Here is a 25,356-nt window from a genome sequence, read left to right on the forward strand (position 1 = left end):
AATCAAACTTTATAATATGAGGGAAAGAACCATGACTCATCTGGAAATTGAAGCATTTTTTGAGATACTGAAGGCCGGCTCCATATCCTGTGCCGCGCAGAATTTGTATGTGACCCAGCCGGCACTCAGCCGGAGAATCAAAGTCTTAGAAGCAGAACTGGGATATCCGTTATTTGAACGAAACAGGGGAAAGCGGAATATTGTCCTGACAAAGCAGGGAGAAGCATTCATTGCTGTCGCCCACAAATGGCTTGGCGTATGGCAGGAAGCCCAGGAAATCAAACGGCTTAACAGCCCCAGAATCCTAAATCTGTCCTCTGTGGGAAGCGTGAGCAGTTATATTCTGCCGGATGTTTTTGAACAATTCTCACAGCAGTATCCTCAAGTGAGCATCTGCTTTCACAACTACCATTCCTATGAAGCCTATCAGTATATAGACAGTGGGCTGATTGACATCGCTTTTATTTCGGACCATATGTATTATAAGAATGTGGAGACGATTCCCGCCTTTTTTGAGCCAATGGTCTTCGTTGCAAACAACAGTTGCAATTATCCTGACTCGGTTTCTCCTGCTATGCTGAAACCCAGTCAGGAAATCCTGCTTCCGTGGAACCCTGAGTACGATGCATGGCATGATTACTGGTTCCGCTCCAGGCCGGAATTCGAAGTATCGCTGGATCAGATGGATTTGCTGGAACATGCCCTGCTCTGGAAAGATACCTGGGCTATTGTCCCTGCGTCCGTGGCGGATAAAATCGTTGGCAGCCATGTCTCGATTCACTACCTGTCCTCGCCGCCGCCGGACCGGATTATATATTATCTGAAAAAAACGTGCAAGCAGACGGAGACCGTCTCCCTTTTTTTAAAGCTCCTTCATAAAAAGCTGGAGACAATACCACAGGTGACCTCCTATCTGTCAGGAGCGCCTGATTAATCCGTGGAGTATAGGTTTGGTAAATAACTGCAATGCGAAGGAACTGATGGGACGGGAATATCGGGAGGTCCGGATATTCCTGGAGAGCATAGACACCCATAAATGAGGTCCTGGAACAGGAGGCTGATATGAAGATAATCCGTAAGGTAGAGCTTAAACAAGCGGAGCTGTTTTACTTGGAGCAGGGCGGCCTGGAATATGAAACGCCTCAGGGAAAGACTGCTTTTACGGCTGGCTCAGGGGGCTTTGTGAATTCAAATGTACTTCATATGTCCAGGGCAAAGGACGGGGACGGGGCAGTTGCCTCCCTCCTTCATATTTTTAACCCGCTGCTGATCAGCGGACAGAGCGGCAGCATCATTGACCGGAAATACGTCTCGCCCCTTATGACCGCTTCCCATGTGGAGATAATCGGGCTATATCCGGATCAGCCGTCCCACGTACCTGTTTTGGAAGCCCTTCGGCAGTCTTTTCGGATATCAGAGGGCGGCTATGGCTATGAAATACGTTTGCGGGCGGCTCTGTCTGAGATATGGTGCAGCCTTCTTGCCATGGCGGAGACCATGGAGAAAGGCTCCAAATACAACAGCCGGTCAAGTCAGAAAATAAAAATAATGCTGGCCTTCATCCACAAGCACTGCGGGGATAAGCTGTCGGTGAAGGAGATTGCAGCATCCGCATTCATCAGTGAGCGGGAGTGCTTCCGGGCGTTTCGGGACTGTCTGAACATGACTCCGGTAGAGTATGTGACCAGCTGCCGTTTACAGCGGGCGTGCTGGATGCTGTCTGAGGGAAACGAACCCATTACCAGCATATGCCAGACGTGCGGCCTGGGAAGCAGCAGCTACTTTGGCAAGGTGTTCCGAAGCTGCATGGGATGCAGCCCTAAAGAGTATCGGCTGAAGTGGCAGAATAGTGACACAAGATGGCAGTAATTCGATATCTTCAGGGAATATGATACACTATAATGATAGTAGGAATAAGGGATAGCGCCTTTTTCCCACGGTCATGAAAGGGGCTGCATATTCCGGGAGGTGTTGGATTGTGATAAAACTTAATATATTGGATATGAATGGATTTCTGCAGATTGTAAACCGGTGCGTCGGTGCGGTCAATGCCATTTTTCCAGACGGAAAGTGGCGAGATCTCAATAAGTCATACGCCGCCCAGAAGGTGTTATGGGACCAATTCAGGGAGAACCACGCAAGCCTGGCCCTGAAGCTGGATTTCCAGAAGCCCGAGGATTATATATGCATTGTGTATTATTATATCAGCGAGATTTAAGGCGCTGAGCCTGGGTTAGAAAAATTGGTATGAAACCAGCCGGAACAGGCTGGTTTTTGTTCTGGCTTTAGCCAGTCGAAGGCATTGGAGTTTTTCGCTGGGGCCAGGCGGTGTATACAAGAAAGGAGGCAGCCGGTATCCTGGGCGTCACCATTGATACGCAAGGAAACTGGGAATTAAACGGCCTGTTTTTTCATCAGGAGGATAGCCAACGGCCATCGGACCCTTGACCCAAGGCTGATTGGACATGGTGCCTGGGTCTCCTATCTGGTGTTCCGGATGCCGAAGGAGAATTTTCAGCCAGAGAATCTTAAGCCAGAGAATCTTAAGGAAATGTATATTGACACAGCAGGCAAAACTGGATAAAGTAGGGTTATACCAGGAACGGAAAAGGAGGAATCATAATATGCTGCACATGAAGCGGAGATTAATGATGGCTGCGGCAGGAGTACTGGCTGCTCTGATGGTGTTTCCTGCATACGGCGCCAGCCGCAAACCCATTAAGTCCATAAACCTGACCATAAAAGCAGAGATAAAGCCGGATACGGATTTCGGAGACGAGCTCATAGAGATTGAGACCAGCAGCAACAAGTACTCTGTGGACGGCTATGAAATCCTGAATGACGATGTGGAATGGAGGGAGGACACCATACCCAGAATCCAGATTACCCTCACAGCCAACGATGATTATTATTTCCAGTCCCTTCCAAAGGATAAGGTGACCATAAAAGGCGGAGCAGAGTTCAAGAATTCCAAGCGGGAGGATTCCAGCACCACCCTGCTGATGGAAGTGGAGCTCCAGGCCCTGAATACCTCCCTTCATGCTTTGAACAATGTGGTTCTCACAGAAGACGGCATAGCCGCCTGGGACGCCATACCGGCAGCGGGCAGCTATGAGGTGCGTGTGTACAGGGACGACAAGGCAGTGGGCGCTGTCATGACAGTGGGTACCAATACATGCAACTGCCGCGAGCGCCTGCAGAAGGGCGATACGGCCTACACGGTCAGAGTGAGGCCCGTAAGCAAATTCGACGCCAAGGAAAAAGGAGACTGGGCGGAATCTCCCAGCACCTACATACCGGAGGAAAAGGCGGCCCGGTTCAGGGAGAACCCCACGGGAGGAAACGGAGAATGGGCACAGACCCCGGAGAACGGCAGATGGTGGTACCGCAATGCGGACGGCAGCTATCCGGCCAACAGCTGGCAGCAGATAGGCGGTAAGTGGTATTTCTTTGACGCACAGGGATATATGGTGACCGGATGGGTACAGTGGGACGGTAAAGAATACTACTGCTCCGACAACGGCGAGATGCTGACCAACTGTCTGACGCCGGATTCCTTCTGGGTAGGGGAAGACGGTGCAAAGATAAACCAGTAACACAACTGAACATGGAAGATAGTCTGCTGTAGGAGTATAGGAATGTACTCCTACAGCTATTTTTGAGGTGATGTGTCATGAATGAGGAAGAGTGGAGAAAGAAAATCTGCGGGGAAACAGACACAGGATATTCCTATGACTTGGCCAAACGGATGGAACAGTACCGTACCAATCCTGTGCTGGGATACAGAACTGCCGGGTCAAGGGCGGAGCTTGAGACAGGCGGGATGCTGGTCCGGGAAATGGAGTCCCTGGGGCTTGCGGACGTACATAAGGACAGAATATCCGTGGACAGCTGGGAGTTTGAGAAGGCGGTCATGCTTTTTACGGACAGCCGGGGCAGGGAGCACGAGTTTCAATTGGGCGCTTACCAGACCGACTTTCATACCGGCGGATTCCGGGAATTCAGCCTGGTATACCTGGGAAAGGGGACGGCGGCAGATTACAGCCAGGCGGATGTGGCCGGAAAGCTGGTTCTCATTGATATCAACCAGAGAGATGAGTGGTGGATCAATTTTCCCGTATACCAGGCCCGGCTCAAAGGGGCGGCTGCCCTGATTGCTGTCCAGGAGCAGGGGTATGGGGAGATAAGCGACACGGCCCTTAACGCCCAGGACATAGCAGGGCCCGCTGACGCCCCAGCCTTTTCCATGTCCCGGGCGGACGCTGGTGTGCTGAAGGCGGCCATGGGGGAGGAAAATCAGGTGCGGGTGCGTCTGGACGCCTCATCCACGGTGCTTAAGGATCAGGAGACGTATAATATCATAGGAACCATACCGGGGACAGAAGAAGGAATGATTCTGCTGTCGGCCCATTACGACTCCTATTTCAGCGGATTCCAGGACGACAATGCCGCGGTGGCCATGATGCTGGGCATAGCCAGAGCCGTGCTTCGGTCAGGATATAAGCCCAGAAAGACACTTGTGTTCTGCGCCATGGCTGCGGAGGAGTGGGGCGTGGTGAATTCCAAATACGACTGGTCCGCCGGCGCATATGAGCAGGTGTTTACGGCCAGGCCTGACTGGGCGGGAAAGGTGATTGCGGACCTGAACTTTGAACTGCCTGCCCATGCCCATGGCAGGAAGGATGCTGTGCGGTGCGTGTATGAGTACGCGGATTTCCTGGGGGAATTTATAACCGGTTTGCCAGCCGGTTTTTTTACCTGCCAGCCATATCCGGAGGGAGTGGAAGTGCTGAGCCCCATACAGACTTGGTCGGATGATTTTTCCATGGCCATCGGAGGGATTCCGTCCATGGTCAATGATTTCAGCGCAGGCGAATTCATGGAGACCCATTACCATTCCCAGTATGACAATGAAAACTTTTACCAGGAACCGGTGTACCGCTTCCACCATGAGATGTACGCCGGCCTTGTCCTGGCTTTTGACAGGACAGCCGCAGTGCCCATGAATTTTGCAAGACTGTTTGAGGGAGCAGAGGCCAGTATTGACAGCAGCGCCTGCCGCGGGGCAGGAGCCGACCTGCCGGGGCTGCGTGTGGTTCTGGACAAGGGAATCGAAGCAGGAGAAGCCCTTTATGGAAAAATAAGGGAGATAAACAGGATATACGGACGGTTTCTGGACCGCGGCGAGGAAGAGAAAGCCGTTAAACTGGCAGCGGGGTGCCGGCCGTTTAACCGGGAACTTCTGCGAATCTTTAAAAAGGAACAGGATTATTTTGTCAGGCTGAGCTGGCACGACGATGTGCTCTTTCCCCAGCAGGCGGTCCAGGAAAATGTAAGGGCCATGGACAGGGCCATTGCCTGTCTTGAAAATCATGACCTGACCGGGGCTCTGGAGGCGGTCTATACCATAGACAACAACCGCTACGCGTTTTTGTTTGAGGAGGAGGTCTATACCTATTTTACGGAATACGTCCTGAACCAGCCTGCCGACCGGCTTAAATGGGGGGCTGGAAGGATTGTCCATCACCAGAACCTGTTTGGACTGGTTGAGAGGCTGAAAGCCAAGGCGGGAGAAGAAAACCCGGATACCCAGGAAGAATATGAGGTCCTTGTCAGGGCGAGGGAAAACCAGCTTTGCTGCTATGAGGATGATATCCGGTACATGATGGCATCCGCCGGCAAACTTCTGGAGGCAATCCGTCAGGCCGGGCAATGGGCTTTTAACATAAAAAAGGATTTAGATACAGATGAGAGTAAGATACAGGAGGAATAAATGAGAGATGGAAAGCCGACAATTATACCGGGTCAAGGAGGAGGACCTGCCCAGATTGGAGAAACTGCTGACCGGGTGTTTTGAACACGACCCATTATACTGCAAACTGATCCCGGATGAGGAGATAAGGAAAAGGCTCTTGCCGGAGCTGTTTGCCTGTGACCTGACAGAATTCTATGAGACCTGCGAGATATACTCAGACAGCCCGGAGATGAATTCCCTGCTGGTTGTTTCCGACGAAACCGAGCCATATAACCCGCTGACCTATTATCTGGCAGAGGCATGGGCTTCTCTCAGGACCGATGAGTTCCTGATTAAGGAGGATCCCAGTCTTAAGACCCTGTGGAAGTTCATGCTGGGCAAGGATTACCTCAACTCCAGATGGACGGCCCAGCTTCACCAGACAGAACGGATACACATTATCTACCTGGCTGTCCGGCCGGAGATGCAGCACCACGGCCTGGCGGCCCTGCTGTTGGGAGAGGTCATCCGTTATGCTGACCAGCACAAGCTCATGATATCGCTGGAAACCCATAATCCGGATAATGTGCCCCTGTATGAGCATTTTGGATTTAAGGTTTTTGGCGTGATGGAAAAGCATTTTGCGTTGAGACAGTATTGTCTGGTAAGAGAGGCATAACTTTCAGTCATGATAATAATTCCAAACTTGTATATTTCACTATGGCGAAATTCTGCCGGAAAGGTTGAAATACCTTTTCAAATGATATATGATTGAAAGAAATCGTATTATTGTGGATAGATATAACTATAAAGAATAGAAGATAGGGGAGATATGCATTATGGATTATAATGTGACTGTGATTCCAGGTGATGGGATTGGACCGGAGATTGTGAGAGAGGCCAGGAAGGTGCTGGACCAGGTGGGAAGGGTGTACGGCCATTCGTTTGATTATACCGAGATTCTGATGGGGGGATGCTCCATTGACGCCTATGGGGTTCCGCTTACAGAGGAAGCCCTGGAGACAGCCGGAAAGAGCGATGCGGTGCTTCTGGGGGCCGTGGGCGGAGATGTGGGAAACTCACGGTGGTATGATGTGGCTCCCAATCTCAGGCCGGAAGCGGGACTTTTGGCTATCCGCAAGGGACTGGGGCTCTTTGCTAACATCAGGCCGGCTTATCTTTATAAGGAATTGGCTGAGGCATGCCCTCTGAAAAAGGAGATCATCGGGGACGGCTTTGATATGGTGATTATGAGGGAGCTTACCGGCGGTCTTTATTTTGGGGACAGGTATACAAGGGAAGTGGACGGCGTCATGACAGCCGTGGACACACTTGCATATAATGAAAAGGAAATCAGAAGGATTGCCGTTAAGGCCTTTGACATTGCCATGAAGCGCAGGAAGAAAGTAACCAGCGTGGATAAGGCCAATGTCCTTGATTCCTCCAGACTGTGGAGGAAGGTGGTGGAGGAAGTTGCCGGGGATTACCCGGAAGTGGAGCTGTCCCACATGCTGGTGGACAATTGTGCCATGCAGCTGGTCATGAATCCCGGTCAGTTTGACGTGATTCTCACGGAGAATATGTTTGGGGACATCCTTTCGGATGAAGCCAGCATGATTACCGGCTCTATCGGAATGCTGTCCTCGGCCAGCATGAATGAGAGCAAATTCGGCCTCTATGAGCCCAGCCACGGCTCTGCTCCCGATATAGCGGGAAAGGATATGGCCAATCCCATTGCCACCATTCTCTCAGCAGCCATGCTGCTGCGCTATTCCTTTGATTTGGACCGGGAGGCGGACGCCATCGAGAATGCTGTACAGGCTGTTCTGACCGAAGGATACCGCACCGGGGACATTATGTCGGAGGGATGCGTCAGGGTAGGCACCTGTAAAATGGGTGATTTGATTGCGCAACGGATTGGATGATGAAGACCGGACGGATTCCTGTCCGGATTAGATGAAAGGGGATACGACATGAAAAGTGATGCAGTTAAGACAGGTATGCAGCAGGCGCCCCACAGGTCCCTGTTTAATGCTCTTGGTATGACAGAGGAAGAGATGAGAAAGCCTCTGGTGGGTATTGTTAGTTCCTATAATGAGATAGTTCCGGGCCATATGAACCTGGATAAGATTGTGGATGCCGTGAAGCTGGGCGTTGCCATGGCCGGCGGCACCCCGGTGGTGTTCCCGGCCATTGCTGTCTGCGACGGTATTGCCATGGGACATATCGGCATGAAGTATTCCCTGGTGACCAGGGATTTGATTGCGGATTCCACGGAGTGTATGGCGCTGGCCCATCAGTTCGACGCGCTGGTAATGGTTCCCAACTGTGATAAGAATGTTCCCGGACTTCTGATGGCGGCGGCCAGGATTAATGTGCCCACGGTGTTTGTCAGCGGCGGCCCCATGCTGGCCGGTCATGTGAAGGGGCATAAAACCAGCCTTTCCAGTATGTTTGAGGCAGTGGGCGCTTACGCGGCAGGCAATATGTCCGAGGAGGATGTGAAGGAGTTTGAAAATAAGGCGTGTCCTACCTGCGGTTCCTGTTCCGGTATGTATACGGCTAACAGCATGAACTGCCTGACCGAGGTCCTGGGCATGGGACTCAGGGGAAACGGCACGATCCCGGCTGTTTACTCCGAGCGCATCAAGCTGGCCAAACATGCCGGCATGAAGGTGATGGAGATGTACGAGAAGAACATACGCCCAAGGGATATCATGACAAAAGAGGCATTCATGAACGCCCTGACTATGGATATGGCGCTGGGATGCTCCACCAACAGCATGCTTCACCTTCCTGCCATTGCCCATGAGGCGGGCGTGGAGCTGAACGTGGATATTGCCAACGAAATCAGCGCAAGGACTCCCAACCTGTGCCATCTGGCGCCGGCAGGTCCCACCTACATAGAGGATTTGAACGAGGCCGGGGGAATCTATGCGGTAATGAAGGAAATCAGCAAGAAGGGACTTTTGAATCTGAACTGCATGACTGTCACGGGCAGGACCGTGGGGGAAAACATAAAGGATTGTGTCAACAAGAACCCGGAGGTTATCCGTCCGGTGGAGAACCCATACAGCCAGACCGGCGGCATTGCCATATTAAAGGGCAATCTGGCCCCCGACTCCGCAGTGGTGAAACGCTCCGCTGTTGCGCCTGAAATGTTAAAGCATGAGGGACCGGCCAGGGTATTTGACTGCGAGGAGGATGCCATTGATGCCATCAAGGGCGGCAGGATTGTGGCCGGAGATGTGGTGGTCATCCGTTACGAAGGACCTAAGGGAGGCCCGGGCATGAGAGAGATGCTCAATCCTACTTCTGCCATTGCCGGTATGGGACTGGGGTCCACGGTGGCCCTGATTACAGACGGACGTTTCTCCGGCGCTTCCAGAGGCGCTTCCATCGGCCATGCCTCACCGGAGGCAGCAGTGGGCGGCCCCATTGCCCTGGTGGAGGAAGGGGATATTATCTCCATTGATATTGACAACCATAAGCTGAACGTGCTGGTATCTGACGAGGAGATGGCGGCCAGGAAGGCCAGGTGGCAGCCGCGTACACCGCAGGTCACCACGGGTTATCTGGCCAGATACGCGTCCCTGGTTACCTCCGCCGAGAGGGGAGCTGTGCTGCAGGTAAAGTAGGTTCCGGGGCCTGCGGGCATTGCCGGGCCGTCTGGCGGCAGCGGTAAGGGCCGCGCATCATGAAATAACATGGAGAAAAGGAGTGCAGATATGAGCAAATTGACGGGGGCAGAGATTGTAGTTGCGTGTTTGAAGGAACAGGGTGTGGACACCGTATTTGGTTATCCGGGCGGCGCTATCCTGAATATATATGATGCATTGTACCAGCACCGGGATGAAATCACCCATATCCTGACATCTCACGAGCAGGGGGCTTCCCATGCAGCCGACGGCTACGCAAGGGCCACCGGCAAGGTGGGCGTGTGTCTGGCCACATCCGGCCCGGGTGCTACCAATCTGGTGACAGGCATCGCTACCGCTTATATGGATTCCGTGCCGGTGGTGGCCATCACCTGCAACGTGACCAACAGCCTGCTGGGCAAGGACAGTTTCCAGGAAATCGACATTACGGGCGTGACCATGCCCATTACAAAGTATAATTTCATTGTAAAGGATGTAAGCCGTCTGGCAACGGTCATCCGCAGGGCGTTTACCATAGCGCAGACAGGACGTCCCGGCCCTGTGCTGGTGGATATCACCAAGGATGTGACGGCCGCGCTCTGTGAATATGAGAAGCAGGTTCCGGAGGAAGTCGTGCGCCAGAGCGATACCATTACAGAGCAGGATATGGACCGGGCCGTGGAGATGATCCGCAAGGCGGCAAAACCGTTTATCTTTGTGGGCGGCGGCGCTGTGCTGTCCAACGCGTCCGACGAGCTGAGGGCATTTGCCCATAAGATTCAGGCGCCGGTGGCGGACAGCCTGATGGGAAAGGGCGCTTTTGACGGGGCTGACGAGCTGTACACAGGCATGGTGGGCATGCACGGTACCAAGACCTCCAACTTCGGCATAACCGAGGCCGACCTGCTGATTGTGGTGGGGGCCAGGTTCAGCGACCGTGTGACCGGCAACGCGTCTAAATTTGCAAAGAACGCAAAGATTCTCCAGCTGGATATTGATCCGGCGGAGATTAACAAGAATATCAAGGTGGACGCCAGCATCATCGGCGACGTGAAGGTCATCCTTCGCAAGCTCAATGCCAGGCTGGACCCGGTGAATCACGACGAGTGGATTGCCCATATTGAGCGTATGAAGGATATGTACCCGCTGCGCTATGATAAGAACGTGCTCACAGGTCCATTTATCGTACAGACCATCAACGAGGTGACGGGCGGGGACGCTGTCATTGTCACTGAGGTGGGGCAGCACCAGATGTGGGCGGCTCAGTACTACCAGTACCGCCAGCCCCGCACCCTTCTTACTTCGGGAGGACTGGGAACCATGGGATACGGCCTGGGCGCTGCCATCGGCGCGAAGATGGGATGCAGGGATAAGACGGTTATCAACATTGCAGGCGACGGCTGCTTCCGCATGAACATGAACGAGATCGCCACGGCCACCCGGTATAATATCCCTGTGGTGGAGGTCATTGTAAACAATCATGTGCTGGGCATGGTACGCCAGTGGCAGACCCTGTTCTACGGCAAGCGTTATTCCCAGACCATACTGAATGATTCGGTGGATTTTGTGAAGATAGCAGAGGCCATGGGAGCCAAGGCTTACCGTGTGACGCAGAAGGAGGAGCTGGAGCCGGTGCTCCGCGAAGCCATCTCCTTAAACATTCCTGTGGTCATTGACTGTCAGATCAGCTGCGATGATAAGGTATTCCCCATGGTATCGCCGGGAGCGCCCATTGCGGATGCTTTTGACGATACGGACTTGAAAATTAATTAAAAACAGTGTATAGTAGTCTTTAATATCTTGGCTGCGTTATCGGATTAGCACGATAAAGCAACAGAATGCATGCTAGTATAACTCGATTTTAATAAGTTTACATTATTATCCTGAAAACCAAGGGAAACGTGCGCCCAAAGCACGGACACGTAAGCCAAGAAATCAGATTACTACCAATGCTTAAATTGTAAGCTTATTTAAATCGAGTTATACTAGAGCGTATCAGAAAGCAATTTTCAGACACGCTCTGGGCCAGGTGGGACAGATATACGATGGAGTATACAGTCAGGCGACTTCTCTGTATGCGGTATGGCATTGTATTGTGCCGGGTTCCGCATATGGAGGAGTCCTCTGTATATATATATTAAAGAGGATATGTGCAGCAAGTACAACCATTTAAAGGAGGAGAACAAGATGAGCAGAGTTTACAATTTTTCAGCCGGACCGGCCGTTTTGCCGGAGGACGTCCTGAAGGAAGCCGCAGCAGAGATGCTGGATTACAGGGGAACAGGAATGTCAGTGATGGAGATGAGTCATCGATCTAAGGCTTATGACACCATCATCAAGGAAGCTGAATCAGACCTGCGGGATCTTTTACATATTCCGGATAACTATAAGGTGCTGTTCCTTCAGGGGGGCGCGTCCCAGCAGTTTGCCATGGTGCCCATGAACCTGATGAAGAACAAGGTGGCGGATTACATCCTTACCGGACAGTGGGCTAAGAAGGCCTTTCAGGAAGGCTCCATTTATGGAAAGGCCAATGCCATTGCATCCAGCGCTGACAAGACCTTCAGCTATATTCCGGACTGCTCCGACCTGCCTGTATCCGAGGACGCGGACTATGTGTACATCTGTGAGAACAACACCATTTACGGCACCAAGTACTGGACCCTTCCCGACACAAAGGGAAAGCTTCTGGTAGCTGACCAGTCCTCATGCTTTCTGTCCGAGCCCGTGGATGTGACAAAGTACGGCCTGATTTTTGCAGGCGCCCAGAAGAACGTGGGACCGGCCGGAACCGTCATTGTCATTGTGAGGGAGGACCTGGTGACAGAGGATGTGCTGCCCGGGACACCTACCATGCTCCGCTATAAGACCCATGCGGACGCAGAGTCACTGTACAATACCCCGCCTACATACGGTATATACATGTGCGGAAAGGTGTTTAAGTGGCTGAAGGCCAGAGGCGGATTGGCAGCCATGAAGGAATACAATGAAAAGAAGGCTGAGATCCTCTATGATTTCCTGGATGCAAGCCAGTTATTTAAGGGTACTGTGGTTAAGAAGGACCGCTCACTGATGAACGTGCCGTTCGTGACAGGTGATGAGGAACTGGACGCCCTGTTTGTGAAGGAGTCAAAGGCAGCGGGCTTTGAGAATCTGAAGGGACACAGAACCGTGGGCGGCATGCGTGCCAGCATTTACAATGCAATGCCTGCGGAGGGTGTTGAGAAACTGGTGGAATTCATGGCTGACTTCGAGAAGAAGCACAGGAAATAAAAGTCTTTGGACATATAGAGGAGAGTTGGATTATTATGAAAAAAATTCATTGCTTGAACCCCATTGCGAAGTGCGGCACGGAGCTGTTTCCGGCCGGATATGAGATGACAGACAACGTGGCGGACGCTGACGCCGTCCTGGTGCGAAGCGCTTCCATGCACGATATGGAACTTCCGGAAAACCTGCTGGCTGTGGGCCGGGCGGGAGCCGGTGTCAATAACATTCCGCTGGATTCCTGCGCGCAGAAGGGCATCGTTGTATTCAATACGCCGGGAGCCAATGCCAACGGCGTAAAGGAGCTGGTGATTGCGGGTATGCTCATGGCTTCCCGGGATATCGTGGGCGGTATTGAGTGGTGCAAGGCCAATGCGGAGGACGACAACATCACCAAGGACACAGAGAAGAGCAAGAAGGCATTTGCAGGCTGCGAGATTAAGGGCAAGAAGCTGGGTGTTATCGGCCTGGGAGCCATCGGCGCTGAGGTTGCCAACGCAGCCACCCATCTGGGAATGGAGGTATACGGGTATGACCCATATATTTCCATTAATGCGGCCTGGAGACTGTCCAGGAACGTAAAGCATATCACCAACGCGGACATCATTTTCCAGAAATGTGATTATATCACCATCCATGTGCCGCTTATGGATTCCACCAGAGGAATGATTAACAAGGAAAAACTGGCTATCATGAAGGACGGGGTGGTAATCCTCAACTTCTCCAGGGATACCCTGGTCAATGACGATGATATGGCGGCAGCTCTGGATGCCGGAAAGGTGCGCTACTATGTCAGCGATTTTCCCAATCCAAAGGTTGCAAACATGGAGAGGGTTATCCTGCTTCCCCATCTGGGCGCTTCCACAAAGGAGTCCGAGGACAACTGCGCGGTGATGGCGGTGAAGGAGCTGACAGATTACCTGGAGAATGGCAATATCAAGAACTCCGTCAATTTTCCGTCCTGCGACATGGGCATATGCCAGACAGAGAGCCGCGTGGCCGTGCTTCATATGAACATTCCCAACATGATTGGACAGATTACGGCTATATTGGCTGAACAGGGCATGAATATTTCCGACATGACCAATAAGAGCAGGGATAAGTATGCCTATACGCTGCTGGATTTGGAGCACAAGGCAGAGGATTCCACCATCCGGAAGCTCAGGGCCATTAAAGGCGTGCTGAGGGTGCGGGTGGTTAAGTAACCGCGCTCTACCATGGACGGATTATAACCTTAGAGTGTGTTTGAAAATTGCTTTCTGCCAGCTGTGCGTCACACTTTGTGGGAGATTTGGTCCCGATGAAGGAGGCGTAGTGGGCTACGCTGACTGAATTGGGGCCAAATATGCCGCGAAGTGAGGCGTACAGATGGCGGGAATGAATTTTCAAACACACTCTGGATAAACAGGAGAGAAACGATGGCAGTAGTAAAACCATTTATGTGTATCAGGCCCGCGGCGGACAAGGCGGCCCGGGTAGCGGCCCTGCCCTATGATGTGTATAACAGGAAGGAAGCCTGTGAGGCCGTTAAGGGGAATCACCTTTCCTTCCTGAACATTGACAGGGCTGAGACTCAGTTTGGGGATGACGTGGACACCTATGACAGCCGTGTCTATGACAAGGCCAGGGAGCTGCTTGATTGTCAGATTGAGGAGGGGGTCTATGTGACGGACCCTGAGGAAAATTACTATCTCTATGAACTCACCATGGATGGCAGGAGCCAGACTGGTATCGTAGCCTGCTGTTCCATTGACGACTATGTGGACGGCGTGGTGAAGAAACATGAGAATACCAGGGAGGATAAGGAACTGGACCGCATCCGCCACGTGGATACCACCAACGCCCACACAGGCCCTATTTTCCTGGCCTACAGGCAGAATCAGGAGCTTAAGGCTTTGGTGGCCCAGGTGAAGGAGGAGGTGCCTCTGTATGATTTCGTGTCAGAGGACGCAATCCGCCACAGGGTGTGGATGATTGGCGCCAGAAATATGGTGCGGGCCGTGGAGGATGCATTTGCGGCCATACCGGCCACCTATATTGCGGACGGACATCACAGGGCTGCCTCCGCTGTGAAGGTGGGGCTTAAGAGAAGGGAAGAGAACCCGGATTATACGGGGAAGGAACCTTTCAACTATTTCCTGTCCGTACTGTTCCCGGACGAGGAACTTAAGATACTGCCCTACAACCGGGTAGTGAAGGATTTAAACGGACTGGGACAGGAAGAGTTTCTGGCTGCTGTTTCGGAGCGCTTTGAGGTGCAGGAACGTGGCGGGGCAGGAACCGGGGCCTTTGGGCCTGAGGAGAAGGGCACATTCGGCATGTTCTTAAAGGACAGATGGTACAGTCTTAAGGTGAAGCCGGAGTTTGTGAGCAGTGACCCGGTGAAGGGGCTGGACGTGTCTATCCTTCAGGACCAGCTTCTGGGACCGGTGCTTGGAATCGGCGACCCCAGGGTTGATAAGCGCGTTGACTTTATCGGCGGGATACGGGGTCTTAAGGAACTGGAGCGCCGGGTTGGTGAGGATATGGAGGTGGCATTTTCCATGTTCCCCACATCCATAGAGGAGTTGTTGTCTGTGGCGGACGCGGGGCTTCTCATGCCGCCTAAGTCTACCTGGTTTGAGCCGAAGCTTCGGAGTGGGCTGTTTATACATAGGCTGGGGTAGGATGAGGGGAAGGGGGTACGCGGACGCGCGTGGGGAGCCGCGTCCGTGAGAGCCGGGAACGCAGTCCGGGAGGTGACCGTTTCCGCAGTGGGAGAGACTAAGACCCAAGGGTCAGGAAAACCCGGGGACCGCAAAAATTACGCCGAACTCCTGATGAGTTCGGCTCCATGTTTGCTTTGCTCCGGGCGTGGAGCGCCCTGCGCAACCCCGGCTTTTCCCGCCCCTTGCGCCTAAGTCTCTCCGAACTGCTCCAAAGCCACCTCCCGCCCTGCGTTCCCGGCTCTCACCCACTACATTTCCAGAGCGTCCGCTGTCTCTTCACCGCATAGGATAGAAAAGGTATCTCTGGCTGATAATACTGGAGAATAGGAAAGTGGTTGCCTGCCTGGGGTATTCCGCTTGGGTTAGTTCTCTTGGATTTTTCCACTTAGCTATATTCCGACTAAAATAAAAAATGCTTAGAATAAAGATTGCTTAGAATAATAATTACTTAGAACAAAAGCTACTTAGATTAACACTTACGCAGATAATACTCAGCCAGAGGGCCGCATATCAAGATGAAATCGAGATAATGCGGCCTTAGTGATTCCCGCTCCGCAGCCAGCATCCGTCTCCCCCGCCCCCATCCCACTCACGGACGGATGACCCTAACCCCTCCGCCTCATTTACATCCAAAACCAATCAGAACCCAATATTATTACTATCAATACTATCAAACACCAACCGAAAGGTTGACTTTTTCGATTCATCCAGATGATACAGCAGTTTCTCTGAGGCAGTATCCCAGTCTTTTTCAAGGCAGGGGATGATAATGGAGATATGCTCTTTGAAGGTGTCCTCCAGACGGTTATTGGAGATGTTTCCGGTCATGAAGCGGAAACGCTCGCTCTGAGTTTGAATTAGGGCATAGTTCTGACGCAGATATATATTGGAACATGTATCAACGATCATCTGGTGGAAGGAAGAATCCAGATCATAAAAATAATTATTGTTCTGAAAGCATTCGCTGCTGGCATCTTTGTGGGAAAAGATATAATAAAATTCATGGAGTTTGTCTTCGGAAAGAAAGGAACCGTAATTTTTTAAAATGTAAGGCTCATACAGCTTACGAATCTCGAAAATCATATTAACATCTTTTATGGAGAGACTTGTAACAGTAATACCTTTTTTGGATTTGATTTCTATAAGGCCTTCCTGCTCCAGCCTGCTTAGGGCATCACGTATGGGGGTCCGGCTTATCTTAAGTTCTTCAGTCAATATCTCCTCATTCAGGTACATTCCAGGAGCATATTCGCATGTGACGATTTTTTGTTTTATGGTTTTGTAGGCCAGGGTCTTCAGATTGGTTTTAGCCATGGCGTCTTTGTCCCCCCTCGTTTGATATGTATTAGAATATTTTATCATAGTTTGTATAATGCATCAATTGCATTGATGTGAATATTGACAAATCCTAACGTATTGATTGATGTATACATTAAAACATGATTGATTATACCATAAAATTATATAAGAAAGAATATAAATAATGCAAAATTTTGAAAATGTACATTTAGTACAAAAATAATATGAAACAATATGAAATATATATAAAAATACAATATATTAAAGAAAAGGCAAAAAAAACCATTGACAATTATGTATAATGCCTATTATACTTGTTGTATCAATTGATGTATACATTAATGTATGCTTCATGACAAATGCACTGGACTCACTTATCCTATAGAATCTGCTGCAATTGTATGAAGACGCAAAAACTAAAAACAGGAGGAGTTATTAGAATGAGAAAGATTTATGCGGGTTTTTTAGCGGCGCTGATGGTAACTGGATTGGCTTTGTCGGGGTGTGGCAATGTACAAATTGATGGTGCGGATTCAAAGAATACAACATCAAACACATCTAGTTCAGAAGGAACTCAGGTGGCTGCAGTTAAGTCGAATGTCAAAGAACCGTATGCAGATGATGTTAAAATTGCCTTTGTACCTAACGTAATTGGAGATTCAGTAGCTGCCGCTTGGGGAGACGGTATGGAAAAAGAATTATCCATTTTTGAAAACGTTACATTCCAACGCTTTGATGGTAAGGCTTCTGCTGAAACACAGGTTCAGATATTGTCGGATTTGGTCAACCAGCATTACGATGCAATCATATTACAGGCAACAGATGCGGCAGCTCTTGCTGCTTCGGTAGAACAGGCGGAGGCGGCAGGTATTCCTGTCATAACATTAAACATGGATGCTTCCACTCCGCATGCGGCGTTAGTTGCCATGGTTGATTATGAAGCCGGGGCATTGGTAGCTAAGAATATTGCTGCTTCTATTGGAGAGACAGGAAAAGTTGTGATTATTCAGGCTACACCCGGAGCAAGCCGTGGGGAAATTCTTGAAGCCGGTTTTAGGGATGAGATGGCTAAGCATCCGGATGTGGAAATTATAGATGCACAGACCGGAGAATGGCTTACCGAGAAAGCGAATGTAGTTATGAATGACTTTTTAACTAAATATGACAAAATTGATGCTGTGTTCTGCCACAATGATGCAATGGCAGAAGGAGCTTCCCAGGCTGCGGAAGCAGCAGGCCGTCTGGGAGAAATGGTGATTTGGGGAGCAGACGGTGAGTCTAAAGCCCTGGAATATATTGAAAAAGGAAAAATGGCCGGTACCATTTATACAAACTGTTATGATCAGGGTGCAACAGCAGCAAGGCTTGCAATGTACTTTATTGGTTCTGAAGCCGATACATCCTCTTTTACAAAAACACCCATCGTTAAGATGGCTCCGGTTGTAGTAACCTCCGATACAGTAGGCTCAATCGGTTCTGATATCCGCTGGTAATCCAGAGGAATCTTTCCAAGGAAGGGGCTGTGAAAAAATAGAGTAGACGGACTCTATTTCCCACAGCCCCCTGTTTAGGACTACCTATTTCCCGACAGCCCCTTCTTCCTGGCAAGCCTCTCAGATAAAAAACGGTTTATGTCATATTTGGAGAGGCGATGGATTTCAGGCAGATTCCGGTTATGATAAAAGGAGGAACTACTATGCGACAAGAGTCAATTCGCCGGCTTATATCTGTCGGCTTGCTTTCTGTATTGATTTTAATTTTTGGTCTCACCAGCGAATACTTTTTTACCACTAACAATATCTTTACCTTATTACGTGAGTGTTCCACTATAGGAATCATTGCAGTCGGTGTATCCATGGTAATCATAACTGCAGGCATAGACTTATCAACAGGTGCTCTGGTAGGTTTCGTGGCAATGCTCTGCGCCAATCTGCTTTATTATACCAATCTTCCGTCTGGTGTCATTATTCTGATTGCTCTTGTAGTTGGGGCTCTGGGAGGTTACTTAAATGGGGTGCTGGTAACGGTGCTTCGCATACCCGATTTTATAGCGACTCTTTCCACACAATTCCTGTTCAGAGGTCTGGCCTTGATTTTTGCTATTCGTACTGCCACAGGTATGATTTCAAATAAAGTAATTGATAATCGGACGTTTCTTCTTCTGGGTGGAAGCATTAACGGAGTATATCTTGTTACGATTGCCTTCTTTGTTATTGCAATAGCGGGGCAGCTCATACTTAAACGGACTAAGCTGGGTGTCTATACCTATGCAGTAGGCGCTAACTGCAAATCAGCAGAATTGTCTGGAATTAACTTTGGAAGGATTAAACGGACTGTATTCACTTTGACCGGTTTGTGTTGCAGCATTTCAGCAATATTTTTAATGGGTAAGATTCGTTCCGCGACCCCTGAGACAGGCATTGGTCTTGAATTTGATGTTATTGCAGCGGTGGTAGTAGGTGGATGTGCCTTTAGTGGAGGCCGGGGTGATGTCTTTGGTACCGTGATTGGAACTTTGTTTATGATGGTGTTAACCAATGGTATCTATAAATATAATCTTCCCACAGCGGTCCAGTTGATAATCAAGGGTGCGGTTATTGTGGCTATGATTATGTTTGACTCGGTTTATAACAAATATATGGAGGAGAAACTGGTCCGTCGCAAAGCCCTGGAGGAGGAAAGGAAGGCTGCTGTATGAGTGAGAGAAAGATCCTGCTTTCTATGAATGCGATAGAAAAAAGGTTTGGAGATGTTCAGGTACTGAAGAAAGTTGATATGGAAGTCGCCTGCGGAGAAGTGCATGCTTTGATGGGTGAAAATGGTGCAGGAAAATCCACGTTGATTAAGATTTTGACAGGGGTTTATCCAAAGGATGGGGGCTCCATTACGTTCTCGGGCAAAGCTTGTGAGATTAATTCCCGGAGTGACGCACAGAAGCTGGGGATTGGTGTAATCTATCAGGAACTGAGCCTGATTCCTACATTGAGTGTTATGCAGAATGTAATGCTTGGCAAGGAAAAAAGCGGTTGCGGATTCCTCAAAATACGCGAAATGAAGAAAAAAGTAAGTGATTTAATCGAGTATTATGATTTTAATCTTCAGCCAGATGCAATTGTGGAGACACTTTCCATTGCACAACGGCAGACAGTGGAGATTTTGAAGGCCCTGTCTGAGGATTCATCACTGATTATTATGGACGAACCCACGGCCTCACTTTCAAGTAAAGAATCAGAGGCTTTATTTGGAATTATCAATCAACTGAGAGAAAAAGGGGTATCCATTCTTTATATTTCACATCGGTTGGAGGAGGTATTCCGTTTAGCTGACCGCTTAACCGTATTGCGTGATGGCAGAAAAGTTGCTGTTCTTGAAAAAGAGCAGATTAATCCTCCAGATGTTATCAAAATGATGATTGGAAAGGAGCTCAGTGAGGCAACTGCTTCCCGATGTCTGCACCGCAGCGAAATGGAATCGGTACTTGAAGTACGGTCACTTAGCCGAAAAGGTACATTTTCCGATATTAGTTTTACACTTCACAGAGGAGAGATTCTGGGTATTGGAGGCTTGGTCGGTGCAGGCAGGACCGAGGTTCTGCGCTGCATATTTGGTGCAGACTCCTATGATGGGGGGGAGATCCTTTTCCAGGGAAAGAAGCTGCCATGCCATGTTTCTGAGACAATTGCAAAAGGTTTCGGGTTGGTTCCGGAAGATAGGCGTAATCAGGGATTTATACCACTTTTATCAATTGAACGCAATATTGCCGTACCAAACTATGACTTCTTGAGTAAAGCATCAAATGTGAATAGGGCAGAGGAAAAAAAGATCGGTATAGATGCTGTAGGAAAACTGGATATCAGGCCGGCTGATTCGCAGCTTCCTGTGGGCAACCTTTCAGGAGGAAACCAGCAGAAGGTAGTTATTGGAAAGTGGCTGGCACGCGATCTGCGGGTCCTTTTGATTGACGAACCTACAGCAGGTATTGATATTGGAGCAAAGGATGAAATATACAAGATTCTTGATAATCTTGCTGAACAGGGAGTATCCATTCTCTTGGTTTCTTCGGATTTGCAGGAATTGCTGCGGGTATCCCATCGTATTCTGGTATTTCGCAAGGGTCATATCCAGAAAGAGTTTGATAGTGGTGTCATTACGCAGGAGGATATATTAATGGCTGCGTCCGGCATTGATACTGCAAAAAAGGAGGAAAAGAACACATGAGCAGTCATAAGAACTATAAAGCTCTGACCAGTCGCTTTCAGAAACCGTTGATTCTTCTTGTGGTCATGTTTGTGCTCACGTTAATGAATCCGGGTATTTTTTTGACACTGGGAAATTTTAAAAGTATTCTGCTTGCAATTTCCATATATGGTGTGATGGTATGCGGTACAATTTACCCCATTCTGCTGGGGGGCATTGACCTTGCAGTTGGAGCAACCGCAGCAATGAGCGGGGCATGTGTTGTATTGACTATTGTCAAGATGGACTATAGTTTTACAGGAGTTATATTAGGTATTTTATTTGGACTTGCTGCCGGTGTGATGGCAGGTATTGCTCATGGCGCGATTGTCTCAAATTTTAATGTTCCGCCTTTCCTGATTACTCTTGCCAGCCAAAATATTATTTATGGAATTGCACAGCTTCTGACCGGAAATCAGGTTATCAGCTGTCTGGAACCGGCTGCATTTACACTTCTTGGCGGAGGAAGACTGTTTGGTATTCCTTTTTCGGTTTGTATATTGGTGATTGTGGCGTTAATCAGCTTTTGGCTGCTTAACCGGACTACCTTTGGACGCCAGGTTTATGCGGTTGGCGGAAATAAGGAGGCCAGCAATCTTTCTGGTGTATCTTCTAAACGGATAACCACTGTATCATATGCTATTTCAGGTTTTACTGCGGCTTTAGCAGGTATAGTGCTGGCCAGTATGAATCAGCAGGCAATTGCAAAGGCGGCGCAGGGATACGAGAATGATGTACTTACTGCTATTGTAGTAGGCGGCACCAGCCTTATGGGAGGTGAAGGGTCACTGCAGGGAGCTATGTTTGGAGCTCTTTTGGTTGGAATGATTAACAATGGTTTACGTCTGTTAGGGGTACCATCAACGTATCACAGTGTTGTTAAAGGGATTGTAATTATTGTAGCTGTTGCGGCAGATGCTTATGGGCGGTATAAGAATAGCGGTTTGAAACGCTCGGGTATATTGGCCAGAATCTTTAACCGCAAGGAGGGGTCGGTTAAGCCGATATAACAGAAAGGTGGGTTTATGGCAATGAAGCTAATTGATGCGCATACACATGTGTTTGAGCAACTTTGCGGATTTGGTCCCCGCGGTGAATTACGCCCCATTGGAGGCGGAAGGGCGCGATGGGCGAATGGTGACGAGATAGAGATGATTCCGCCGGGGTTGGGGGAACGGTCTTTTACAGCGGATACATTAGCCGCATTATTGAGGGAGAATCATGTTGAGCGTGCGGTGTTATTGCAGGGAAGCTTTTACGGATTTCAAAATGAATATGTCCTTGAATCAGCCAGACGTTATCCGGAACTGTTCGTACCGGCAGCTACATGTGATCCATTTTGCAAAGAGGCCAAATATCTTCTGCACCGGTTTATCCATGAAATGGGATTTAGGATTGTCAAATTTGAGACTTCATCCGGAGGCGGACTCATGGGCTATCATGGCGATTTCAGAATTGACGGAGATGTATTTCGTGAAGTTTTCGCAATGATTGCCGAGGCCGGGGCAACATTGGTTCTCGATATAGGAAGCCCTGGAATGCCCAGTTTTCAGCCGGAGGCAGTGGCAGAGATAGCGCAAAGACATCCTAAAATGAAGATATTGGTCTGCCATCTTCTGGCACCTGTTTTGGGTGATTATAAAATCCTTGAAGAAGGACTGCGCATTTTAGCTCTGCACAATGTCTGGTTTGATCTGGCTGCAGTGCCGTGGAATGTGGCGCCTGAGACATATCCGTACCCTACAGGACAGGGATTTGTAAAACTTGCCAGGCAGACTGTGGGGGCTGAGAAACTTGTATGGGGAACGGATGTCCCCAGTCCTCTGACCAGGGAAAACTATGAGAATTTATGGCGCTACTTATATGAGGGAAACATCTTTTCAGATTTGGAACTAGAACAGGTATTGTACAAAAATGCAAAAGATGTTTACCCGCTTTAATTACAAATATCAATCCAGCATGGAGGGAAATATGAAGGCGATGTATATAAAAGAGCCTGGACAGGTAGAATTTATAGATGTAGAAAAACCTGTGAGAAAGAAGGGCGAGGTATTATTAAAACTGCTATACGGGGGTATTTGCGGAAGTGACCTGGGTTCATACAAGGGGACTTTTGCGTACTTCGATTATCCAAGGATTCCCGGCCATGAATTTTCCGCGGAAATCGTTGAGGCAGATGAGGATAACGAACAGGGTCTGCGTCCGGGAATGATTGTAACATGTAATCCTTACTTCAATTGCGGACACTGTTATTCCTGTAAAAATGGAATTGTAAATGCCTGCATGGATAACCAGACCATGGGATGCCAGCGCGATGGTGCATTTCAGGAATATATAACAATGCCCTCGGAGCGGGTATATGATGGAAAAGGGATAGACCCTATGCTCCTCGCCGTGATTGAACCGTTTTGTATCAGTTATCATGGCGTCAGCCGGGCAGAGGTGGGAACCGGAGAAAAAGTGCTTGTAATTGGAGCAGGAACCATTGGGGTGCTTGCTGCTGTTGCTGCGAAAGCAAAAGGCGCGCTTGTTTATATATCGGATGTTTCTGAGGGAAAGTTAGAGATGGCCAAAGCATTTGGCGTGGATGGTACAATTCTGAACGACTCTCCGGAGAATTTTGAAAAAGCAGTAAATGACATCACAGGAGGAAATGGGTTTGATACAGCGATTGAGGCAGTGGGACTTCCCTCTACCTTCCAGAATTGTATAGATGCAGCGTGCTTTGGCGGCAAGGTAGTTGTCATTGGTGTGGGAAAGAAGAATCTGGATTTTAATTTTACATTACTACAGAAAAAGGAACTTAATGTATTTGGTTCAAGGAATGCTTTAAAAAAGGATTTCGTAGAATTAATTGACTTGGTTAAAAGCGGAGAGACGCCCATTGAGAATATCATTACAAACGTATATAAGTTTGAAGACGGGGCTAAAGCATTCTATGATTTTGCACATAATCCTGGAGATATGTTAAAGGTGGTTATAGATTTTACTGAAAATTGAGTGGAGAAAAGAGGAAAATAAAATGAGAAAAGAAACAGTAATCCAATTTGGCGAAGGCGGATTCCTCAGAGGCTTCGCGGATTATTTTTTCCAAAAGCTGCAGGACAAAGGGCTGTTTGACGGCTCTGTGGTCATAGTCCAGCCCATTGAAAAAGGAATGTGCAGTGTGCTGGAGCAGCAGGGATGTGAGTACAACCTGTTCCTCAGAGGTATTGATAATGGACAGGTGGTGGATGAGCATACTCATATTGACATCATATCCAGGTGCGTGAATCCCTATGAGAATTTTGAGTCCTATATGAAGCTGGCGGAGAATCCCGATTTCCGCTTTATTGTGTCAAATACCACGGAAGCGGGAATCGAGTACGTGGATTCCAACCAATTTACGGATGCGCCGGCCAGGTCCTTCCCGGGCAAACTGACCCAGCTTTTATATAAGCGGTTCCGTCTGGGGCTCAAGGGATTCATTATTCTTTCCTGTGAGCTGATTGACCACAACGGGGAGGAGCTGGAAATATGCTGTCTGCGTTACGCGGATCTGTGGGGGCTGGGAGAGGAATTCAAGACATGGCTTGTACAGGAAAATGATTTTTGCTCCACACTGGTGGACCGTATTGTCACCGGATTTCCCAGGGATGAACATGAGGAGCTTTGCCGGAGGATTGGTGAACAGGACGATATGATGGATACGGCTGAGATATTCCACCTGTGGGTCATCCAGGGAAGCCATGAGGATGAGCTTCCGCTGCAAAAGGCCGGCTTTCATGTGGTCTGGACCGACAATGTGGATCCGTATAAAAAGAGGAAGGTGCGCATCCTGAACGGAGCCCATACTTCCATGGTGCTGGGAGCCCATTTATATGGTCTTAAGACAGTGGGAGAGTGCCTGAAGGATGAAAAGGTGTCCGCCCTTTTACGCAAGTGTATATTCGGGGAAATCATACCGGCCATTGGCGATACGGAAGATAACCGGAAATTCGGAGAGGCAGTGCTGGAGCGGTTCTCCAATCCCTTTATTAAGCATATGCTCCTCTCCATTGCGCTTAACTCCGTGTCCAAATTCCGCGCAAGGGTGCTGCCCACCATACTGGAGTACAGGGATATGTTTGGTTCCTGCCCACAGGGACTTACCTTTTCGCTGGCAGCCCTCATAGCGTTTTACCGCACCGATGATGCCAATGACAGCCAGGAAATCATGGATTTCATGAAGACAGCCCCGGTGGAAGATATTTTAAAGAGGGAAGATTATTGGGGACAGGATTTAAGCCCCCTTCTCGGGGATGTGAAGAAGTGGTATGAATTGATTGAGACAGCGGGCATGTCCAAGGCATATGACGCGGTTCTGAGTGAAACGGAGTAAATGCGGCCAGGGATAAATGATGTGCGGAATCCGATGATATGAAGGGGTATAATAATATGCGCAGTACCACAATGTGCAGACCCGGAGGAAGAGTCATATGCAGGAGTTTATAAA

At 49.3% G+C, this 25,356-nt stretch carries 21 protein-coding genes; 19 read left to right on the top strand and 2 right to left on the bottom strand.

Annotated elements, in window-relative coordinates:
* The first annotated feature begins 31 nt into the window (after nucleotides 1-31).
* The 11 genes from LA360_RS22315 (at nucleotide 32) to LA360_RS22365 (ending at nucleotide 13,844) form a co-directional block, all read left to right on the top strand.
* Complete coding sequence (locus LA360_RS22315) at nucleotides 32-934, top strand: LysR family transcriptional regulator (protein ID WP_022201974.1); 903 nt, start codon at nucleotides 32-34, stop codon at nucleotides 932-934.
* 128 nt (nucleotides 935-1,062) lie between these two features.
* A complete protein-coding gene (locus LA360_RS22320) occupies nucleotides 1,063-1,869 on the top strand; it encodes a helix-turn-helix transcriptional regulator (RefSeq protein WP_022201975.1) in 807 nt (268 codons plus the stop codon).
* 109 nt (nucleotides 1,870-1,978) lie between these two features.
* On the top strand, nucleotides 1,979-2,218 hold the full coding sequence (locus tag LA360_RS22325) for a hypothetical protein (RefSeq protein ID WP_022201976.1): 240 nt from the start codon (nucleotides 1,979-1,981) through the stop codon (nucleotides 2,216-2,218).
* A gap of 406 nt (nucleotides 2,219-2,624) precedes the next feature.
* Complete coding sequence (locus LA360_RS22330; RefSeq protein ID WP_089775602.1) at nucleotides 2,625-3,596, top strand: N-acetylmuramoyl-L-alanine amidase family protein; 972 nt, start codon at nucleotides 2,625-2,627, stop codon at nucleotides 3,594-3,596.
* Between the two features lie 77 nt (nucleotides 3,597-3,673).
* Complete coding sequence (locus LA360_RS22335) at nucleotides 3,674-5,773, top strand: M28 family peptidase (protein ID WP_112481570.1); 2,100 nt, start codon at nucleotides 3,674-3,676, stop codon at nucleotides 5,771-5,773.
* Nucleotides 5,774-5,780: 7 nt separating this feature from the next.
* A complete protein-coding gene (locus LA360_RS22340; protein ID WP_002585964.1) occupies nucleotides 5,781-6,413 on the top strand; it encodes a GNAT family N-acetyltransferase in 633 nt (210 codons plus the stop codon).
* Between the two features lie 160 nt (nucleotides 6,414-6,573).
* The gene (gene leuB / locus LA360_RS22345; RefSeq protein ID WP_022201979.1) at nucleotides 6,574-7,659 is read left to right on the top strand and encodes a 3-isopropylmalate dehydrogenase; all 1,086 of its coding nucleotides are present in this window, start codon (nucleotides 6,574-6,576) and stop codon (nucleotides 7,657-7,659) included.
* A gap of 48 nt (nucleotides 7,660-7,707) precedes the next feature.
* Nucleotides 7,708-9,372, top strand: coding sequence for a dihydroxy-acid dehydratase (gene ilvD / locus LA360_RS22350; protein WP_112481571.1), 1,665 nt, complete (start codon nucleotides 7,708-7,710; stop codon nucleotides 9,370-9,372).
* Between the two features lie 90 nt (nucleotides 9,373-9,462).
* Complete coding sequence (ilvB, locus tag LA360_RS22355; protein WP_002593165.1) at nucleotides 9,463-11,145, top strand: biosynthetic-type acetolactate synthase large subunit; 1,683 nt, start codon at nucleotides 9,463-9,465, stop codon at nucleotides 11,143-11,145.
* Nucleotides 11,146-11,559: 414 nt separating this feature from the next.
* Complete coding sequence (serC, locus tag LA360_RS22360) at nucleotides 11,560-12,645, top strand: 3-phosphoserine/phosphohydroxythreonine transaminase (RefSeq protein ID WP_022201980.1); 1,086 nt, start codon at nucleotides 11,560-11,562, stop codon at nucleotides 12,643-12,645.
* Nucleotides 12,646-12,680: 35 nt separating this feature from the next.
* The gene (locus tag LA360_RS22365) at nucleotides 12,681-13,844 is read left to right on the top strand and encodes a phosphoglycerate dehydrogenase (RefSeq protein ID WP_022201981.1); all 1,164 of its coding nucleotides are present in this window, start codon (nucleotides 12,681-12,683) and stop codon (nucleotides 13,842-13,844) included.
* A 7-nt stretch (nucleotides 13,845-13,851) separates the two neighbouring features.
* Here LA360_RS22365 and LA360_RS31560 read toward each other — a convergent pair whose 3' ends face one another.
* Nucleotides 13,852-14,076, bottom strand: a complete 225-nt coding sequence (locus tag LA360_RS31560) for a DUF6783 domain-containing protein (protein ID WP_349141107.1) — start codon at nucleotides 14,074-14,076, stop codon at nucleotides 13,852-13,854.
* On the opposite strand from LA360_RS31560, the gene LA360_RS22370 reads away from it, so the two are divergent.
* The gene (locus tag LA360_RS22370) at nucleotides 14,058-15,305 is read left to right on the top strand and encodes a DUF1015 domain-containing protein (protein WP_022201982.1); all 1,248 of its coding nucleotides are present in this window, start codon (nucleotides 14,058-14,060) and stop codon (nucleotides 15,303-15,305) included. The genes LA360_RS31560 and LA360_RS22370 overlap by 19 nt on opposite strands.
* Before the next feature lie 681 nt (nucleotides 15,306-15,986).
* On the opposite strand, the gene LA360_RS22375 is transcribed toward LA360_RS22370, so the two are convergent.
* Nucleotides 15,987-16,661 (bottom strand): GntR family transcriptional regulator, encoded by a 675-nt coding sequence (locus LA360_RS22375; RefSeq protein ID WP_022201983.1) that lies wholly within the window; start codon nucleotides 16,659-16,661, stop codon nucleotides 15,987-15,989.
* A 425-nt stretch (nucleotides 16,662-17,086) separates the two neighbouring features.
* Between LA360_RS22375 and LA360_RS22380 the strand changes: the two genes are divergently transcribed.
* From LA360_RS22380 to LA360_RS22410, 7 genes are all read left to right on the top strand, one after another.
* Nucleotides 17,087-18,139, top strand: a complete 1,053-nt coding sequence (locus LA360_RS22380) for a sugar ABC transporter substrate-binding protein (protein WP_022201984.1) — start codon at nucleotides 17,087-17,089, stop codon at nucleotides 18,137-18,139.
* A gap of 203 nt (nucleotides 18,140-18,342) precedes the next feature.
* Entirely contained in the window at nucleotides 18,343-19,344 is a 1,002-nt protein-coding gene (locus LA360_RS22385) for an ABC transporter permease (RefSeq protein ID WP_022201985.1), read from the top strand.
* Nucleotides 19,341-20,864 carry a sugar ABC transporter ATP-binding protein gene (locus tag LA360_RS22390; RefSeq protein WP_002593168.1) on the top strand — a complete coding sequence of 508 codons (1,524 nt, stop codon included), beginning with the start codon at nucleotides 19,341-19,343 and terminating at the stop codon, nucleotides 20,862-20,864. Before LA360_RS22385 ends, LA360_RS22390 begins: the two co-directional genes overlap by 4 nt.
* On the top strand, nucleotides 20,861-21,892 hold the full coding sequence (locus LA360_RS22395; protein ID WP_022201986.1) for an ABC transporter permease: 1,032 nt from the start codon (nucleotides 20,861-20,863) through the stop codon (nucleotides 21,890-21,892). The genes LA360_RS22390 and LA360_RS22395 overlap by 4 nt, the downstream gene beginning before the upstream one ends.
* 21 nt (nucleotides 21,893-21,913) lie before the next feature.
* Entirely contained in the window at nucleotides 21,914-22,822 is a 909-nt protein-coding gene (locus tag LA360_RS22400) for an amidohydrolase family protein (protein ID WP_022201987.1), read from the top strand.
* A 31-nt stretch (nucleotides 22,823-22,853) separates the two neighbouring features.
* Nucleotides 22,854-23,882, top strand: coding sequence for a zinc-binding dehydrogenase (locus LA360_RS22405; RefSeq protein WP_022201988.1), 1,029 nt, complete (start codon nucleotides 22,854-22,856; stop codon nucleotides 23,880-23,882).
* Nucleotides 23,878-25,242 (top strand): tagaturonate reductase, encoded by a 1,365-nt coding sequence (locus LA360_RS22410; protein ID WP_278336729.1) that lies wholly within the window; start codon nucleotides 23,878-23,880, stop codon nucleotides 25,240-25,242. Before LA360_RS22405 ends, LA360_RS22410 begins: the two co-directional genes overlap by 5 nt.
* Nucleotides 25,243-25,356: the final 114 nt, after the last annotated feature.

Source organism: Enterocloster clostridioformis (genome assembly GCF_020297485.1).
Lineage (GTDB): Bacteria > Bacillota > Clostridia > Lachnospirales > Lachnospiraceae > Enterocloster > Enterocloster clostridioformis.

Bases quoted from the DNA above. Each gene is read 5' to 3' on its own strand.
- LA360_RS22370 (WP_022201982.1), top strand. From the start codon at position 14,058: ATGGCAGTAGTAAAACCATTTATGTGTATCAGGCCCGCGGCGGACAAG.
- LA360_RS22335 (WP_112481570.1), top strand. From the start codon at position 3,674: ATGAATGAGGAAGAGTGGAGAAAGAAAATCTGCGGGGAAACAGACACA.
- LA360_RS22375 (WP_022201983.1), bottom strand. From the start codon at position 16,661: ATGGCTAAAACCAATCTGAAGACCCTGGCCTACAAAACCATAAAACAA.
- ilvD (WP_112481571.1), top strand. From the start codon at position 7,708: ATGAAAAGTGATGCAGTTAAGACAGGTATGCAGCAGGCGCCCCACAGG.
- LA360_RS22390 (WP_002593168.1), top strand. From the start codon at position 19,341: ATGAGTGAGAGAAAGATCCTGCTTTCTATGAATGCGATAGAAAAAAGG.
- LA360_RS22395 (WP_022201986.1), top strand. From the start codon at position 20,861: ATGAGCAGTCATAAGAACTATAAAGCTCTGACCAGTCGCTTTCAGAAA.
- LA360_RS22400 (WP_022201987.1), top strand. From the start codon at position 21,914: ATGAAGCTAATTGATGCGCATACACATGTGTTTGAGCAACTTTGCGGA.
- ilvB (WP_002593165.1), top strand. From the start codon at position 9,463: ATGAGCAAATTGACGGGGGCAGAGATTGTAGTTGCGTGTTTGAAGGAA.
- LA360_RS22320 (WP_022201975.1), top strand. From the start codon at position 1,063: ATGAAGATAATCCGTAAGGTAGAGCTTAAACAAGCGGAGCTGTTTTAC.
- LA360_RS22315 (WP_022201974.1), top strand. From the start codon at position 32: ATGACTCATCTGGAAATTGAAGCATTTTTTGAGATACTGAAGGCCGGC.
- serC (WP_022201980.1), top strand. From the start codon at position 11,560: ATGAGCAGAGTTTACAATTTTTCAGCCGGACCGGCCGTTTTGCCGGAG.
- leuB (WP_022201979.1), top strand. From the start codon at position 6,574: ATGGATTATAATGTGACTGTGATTCCAGGTGATGGGATTGGACCGGAG.
- LA360_RS31560 (WP_349141107.1), bottom strand. From the start codon at position 14,076: ATGGTTTTACTACTGCCATCGTTTCTCTCCTGTTTATCCAGAGTGTGT.
- LA360_RS22385 (WP_022201985.1), top strand. From the start codon at position 18,343: ATGCGACAAGAGTCAATTCGCCGGCTTATATCTGTCGGCTTGCTTTCT.
- LA360_RS22380 (WP_022201984.1), top strand. From the start codon at position 17,087: ATGAGAAAGATTTATGCGGGTTTTTTAGCGGCGCTGATGGTAACTGGA.
- LA360_RS22405 (WP_022201988.1), top strand. From the start codon at position 22,854: ATGAAGGCGATGTATATAAAAGAGCCTGGACAGGTAGAATTTATAGAT.
- LA360_RS22340 (WP_002585964.1), top strand. From the start codon at position 5,781: ATGGAAAGCCGACAATTATACCGGGTCAAGGAGGAGGACCTGCCCAGA.
- LA360_RS22365 (WP_022201981.1), top strand. From the start codon at position 12,681: ATGAAAAAAATTCATTGCTTGAACCCCATTGCGAAGTGCGGCACGGAG.
- LA360_RS22330 (WP_089775602.1), top strand. From the start codon at position 2,625: ATGCTGCACATGAAGCGGAGATTAATGATGGCTGCGGCAGGAGTACTG.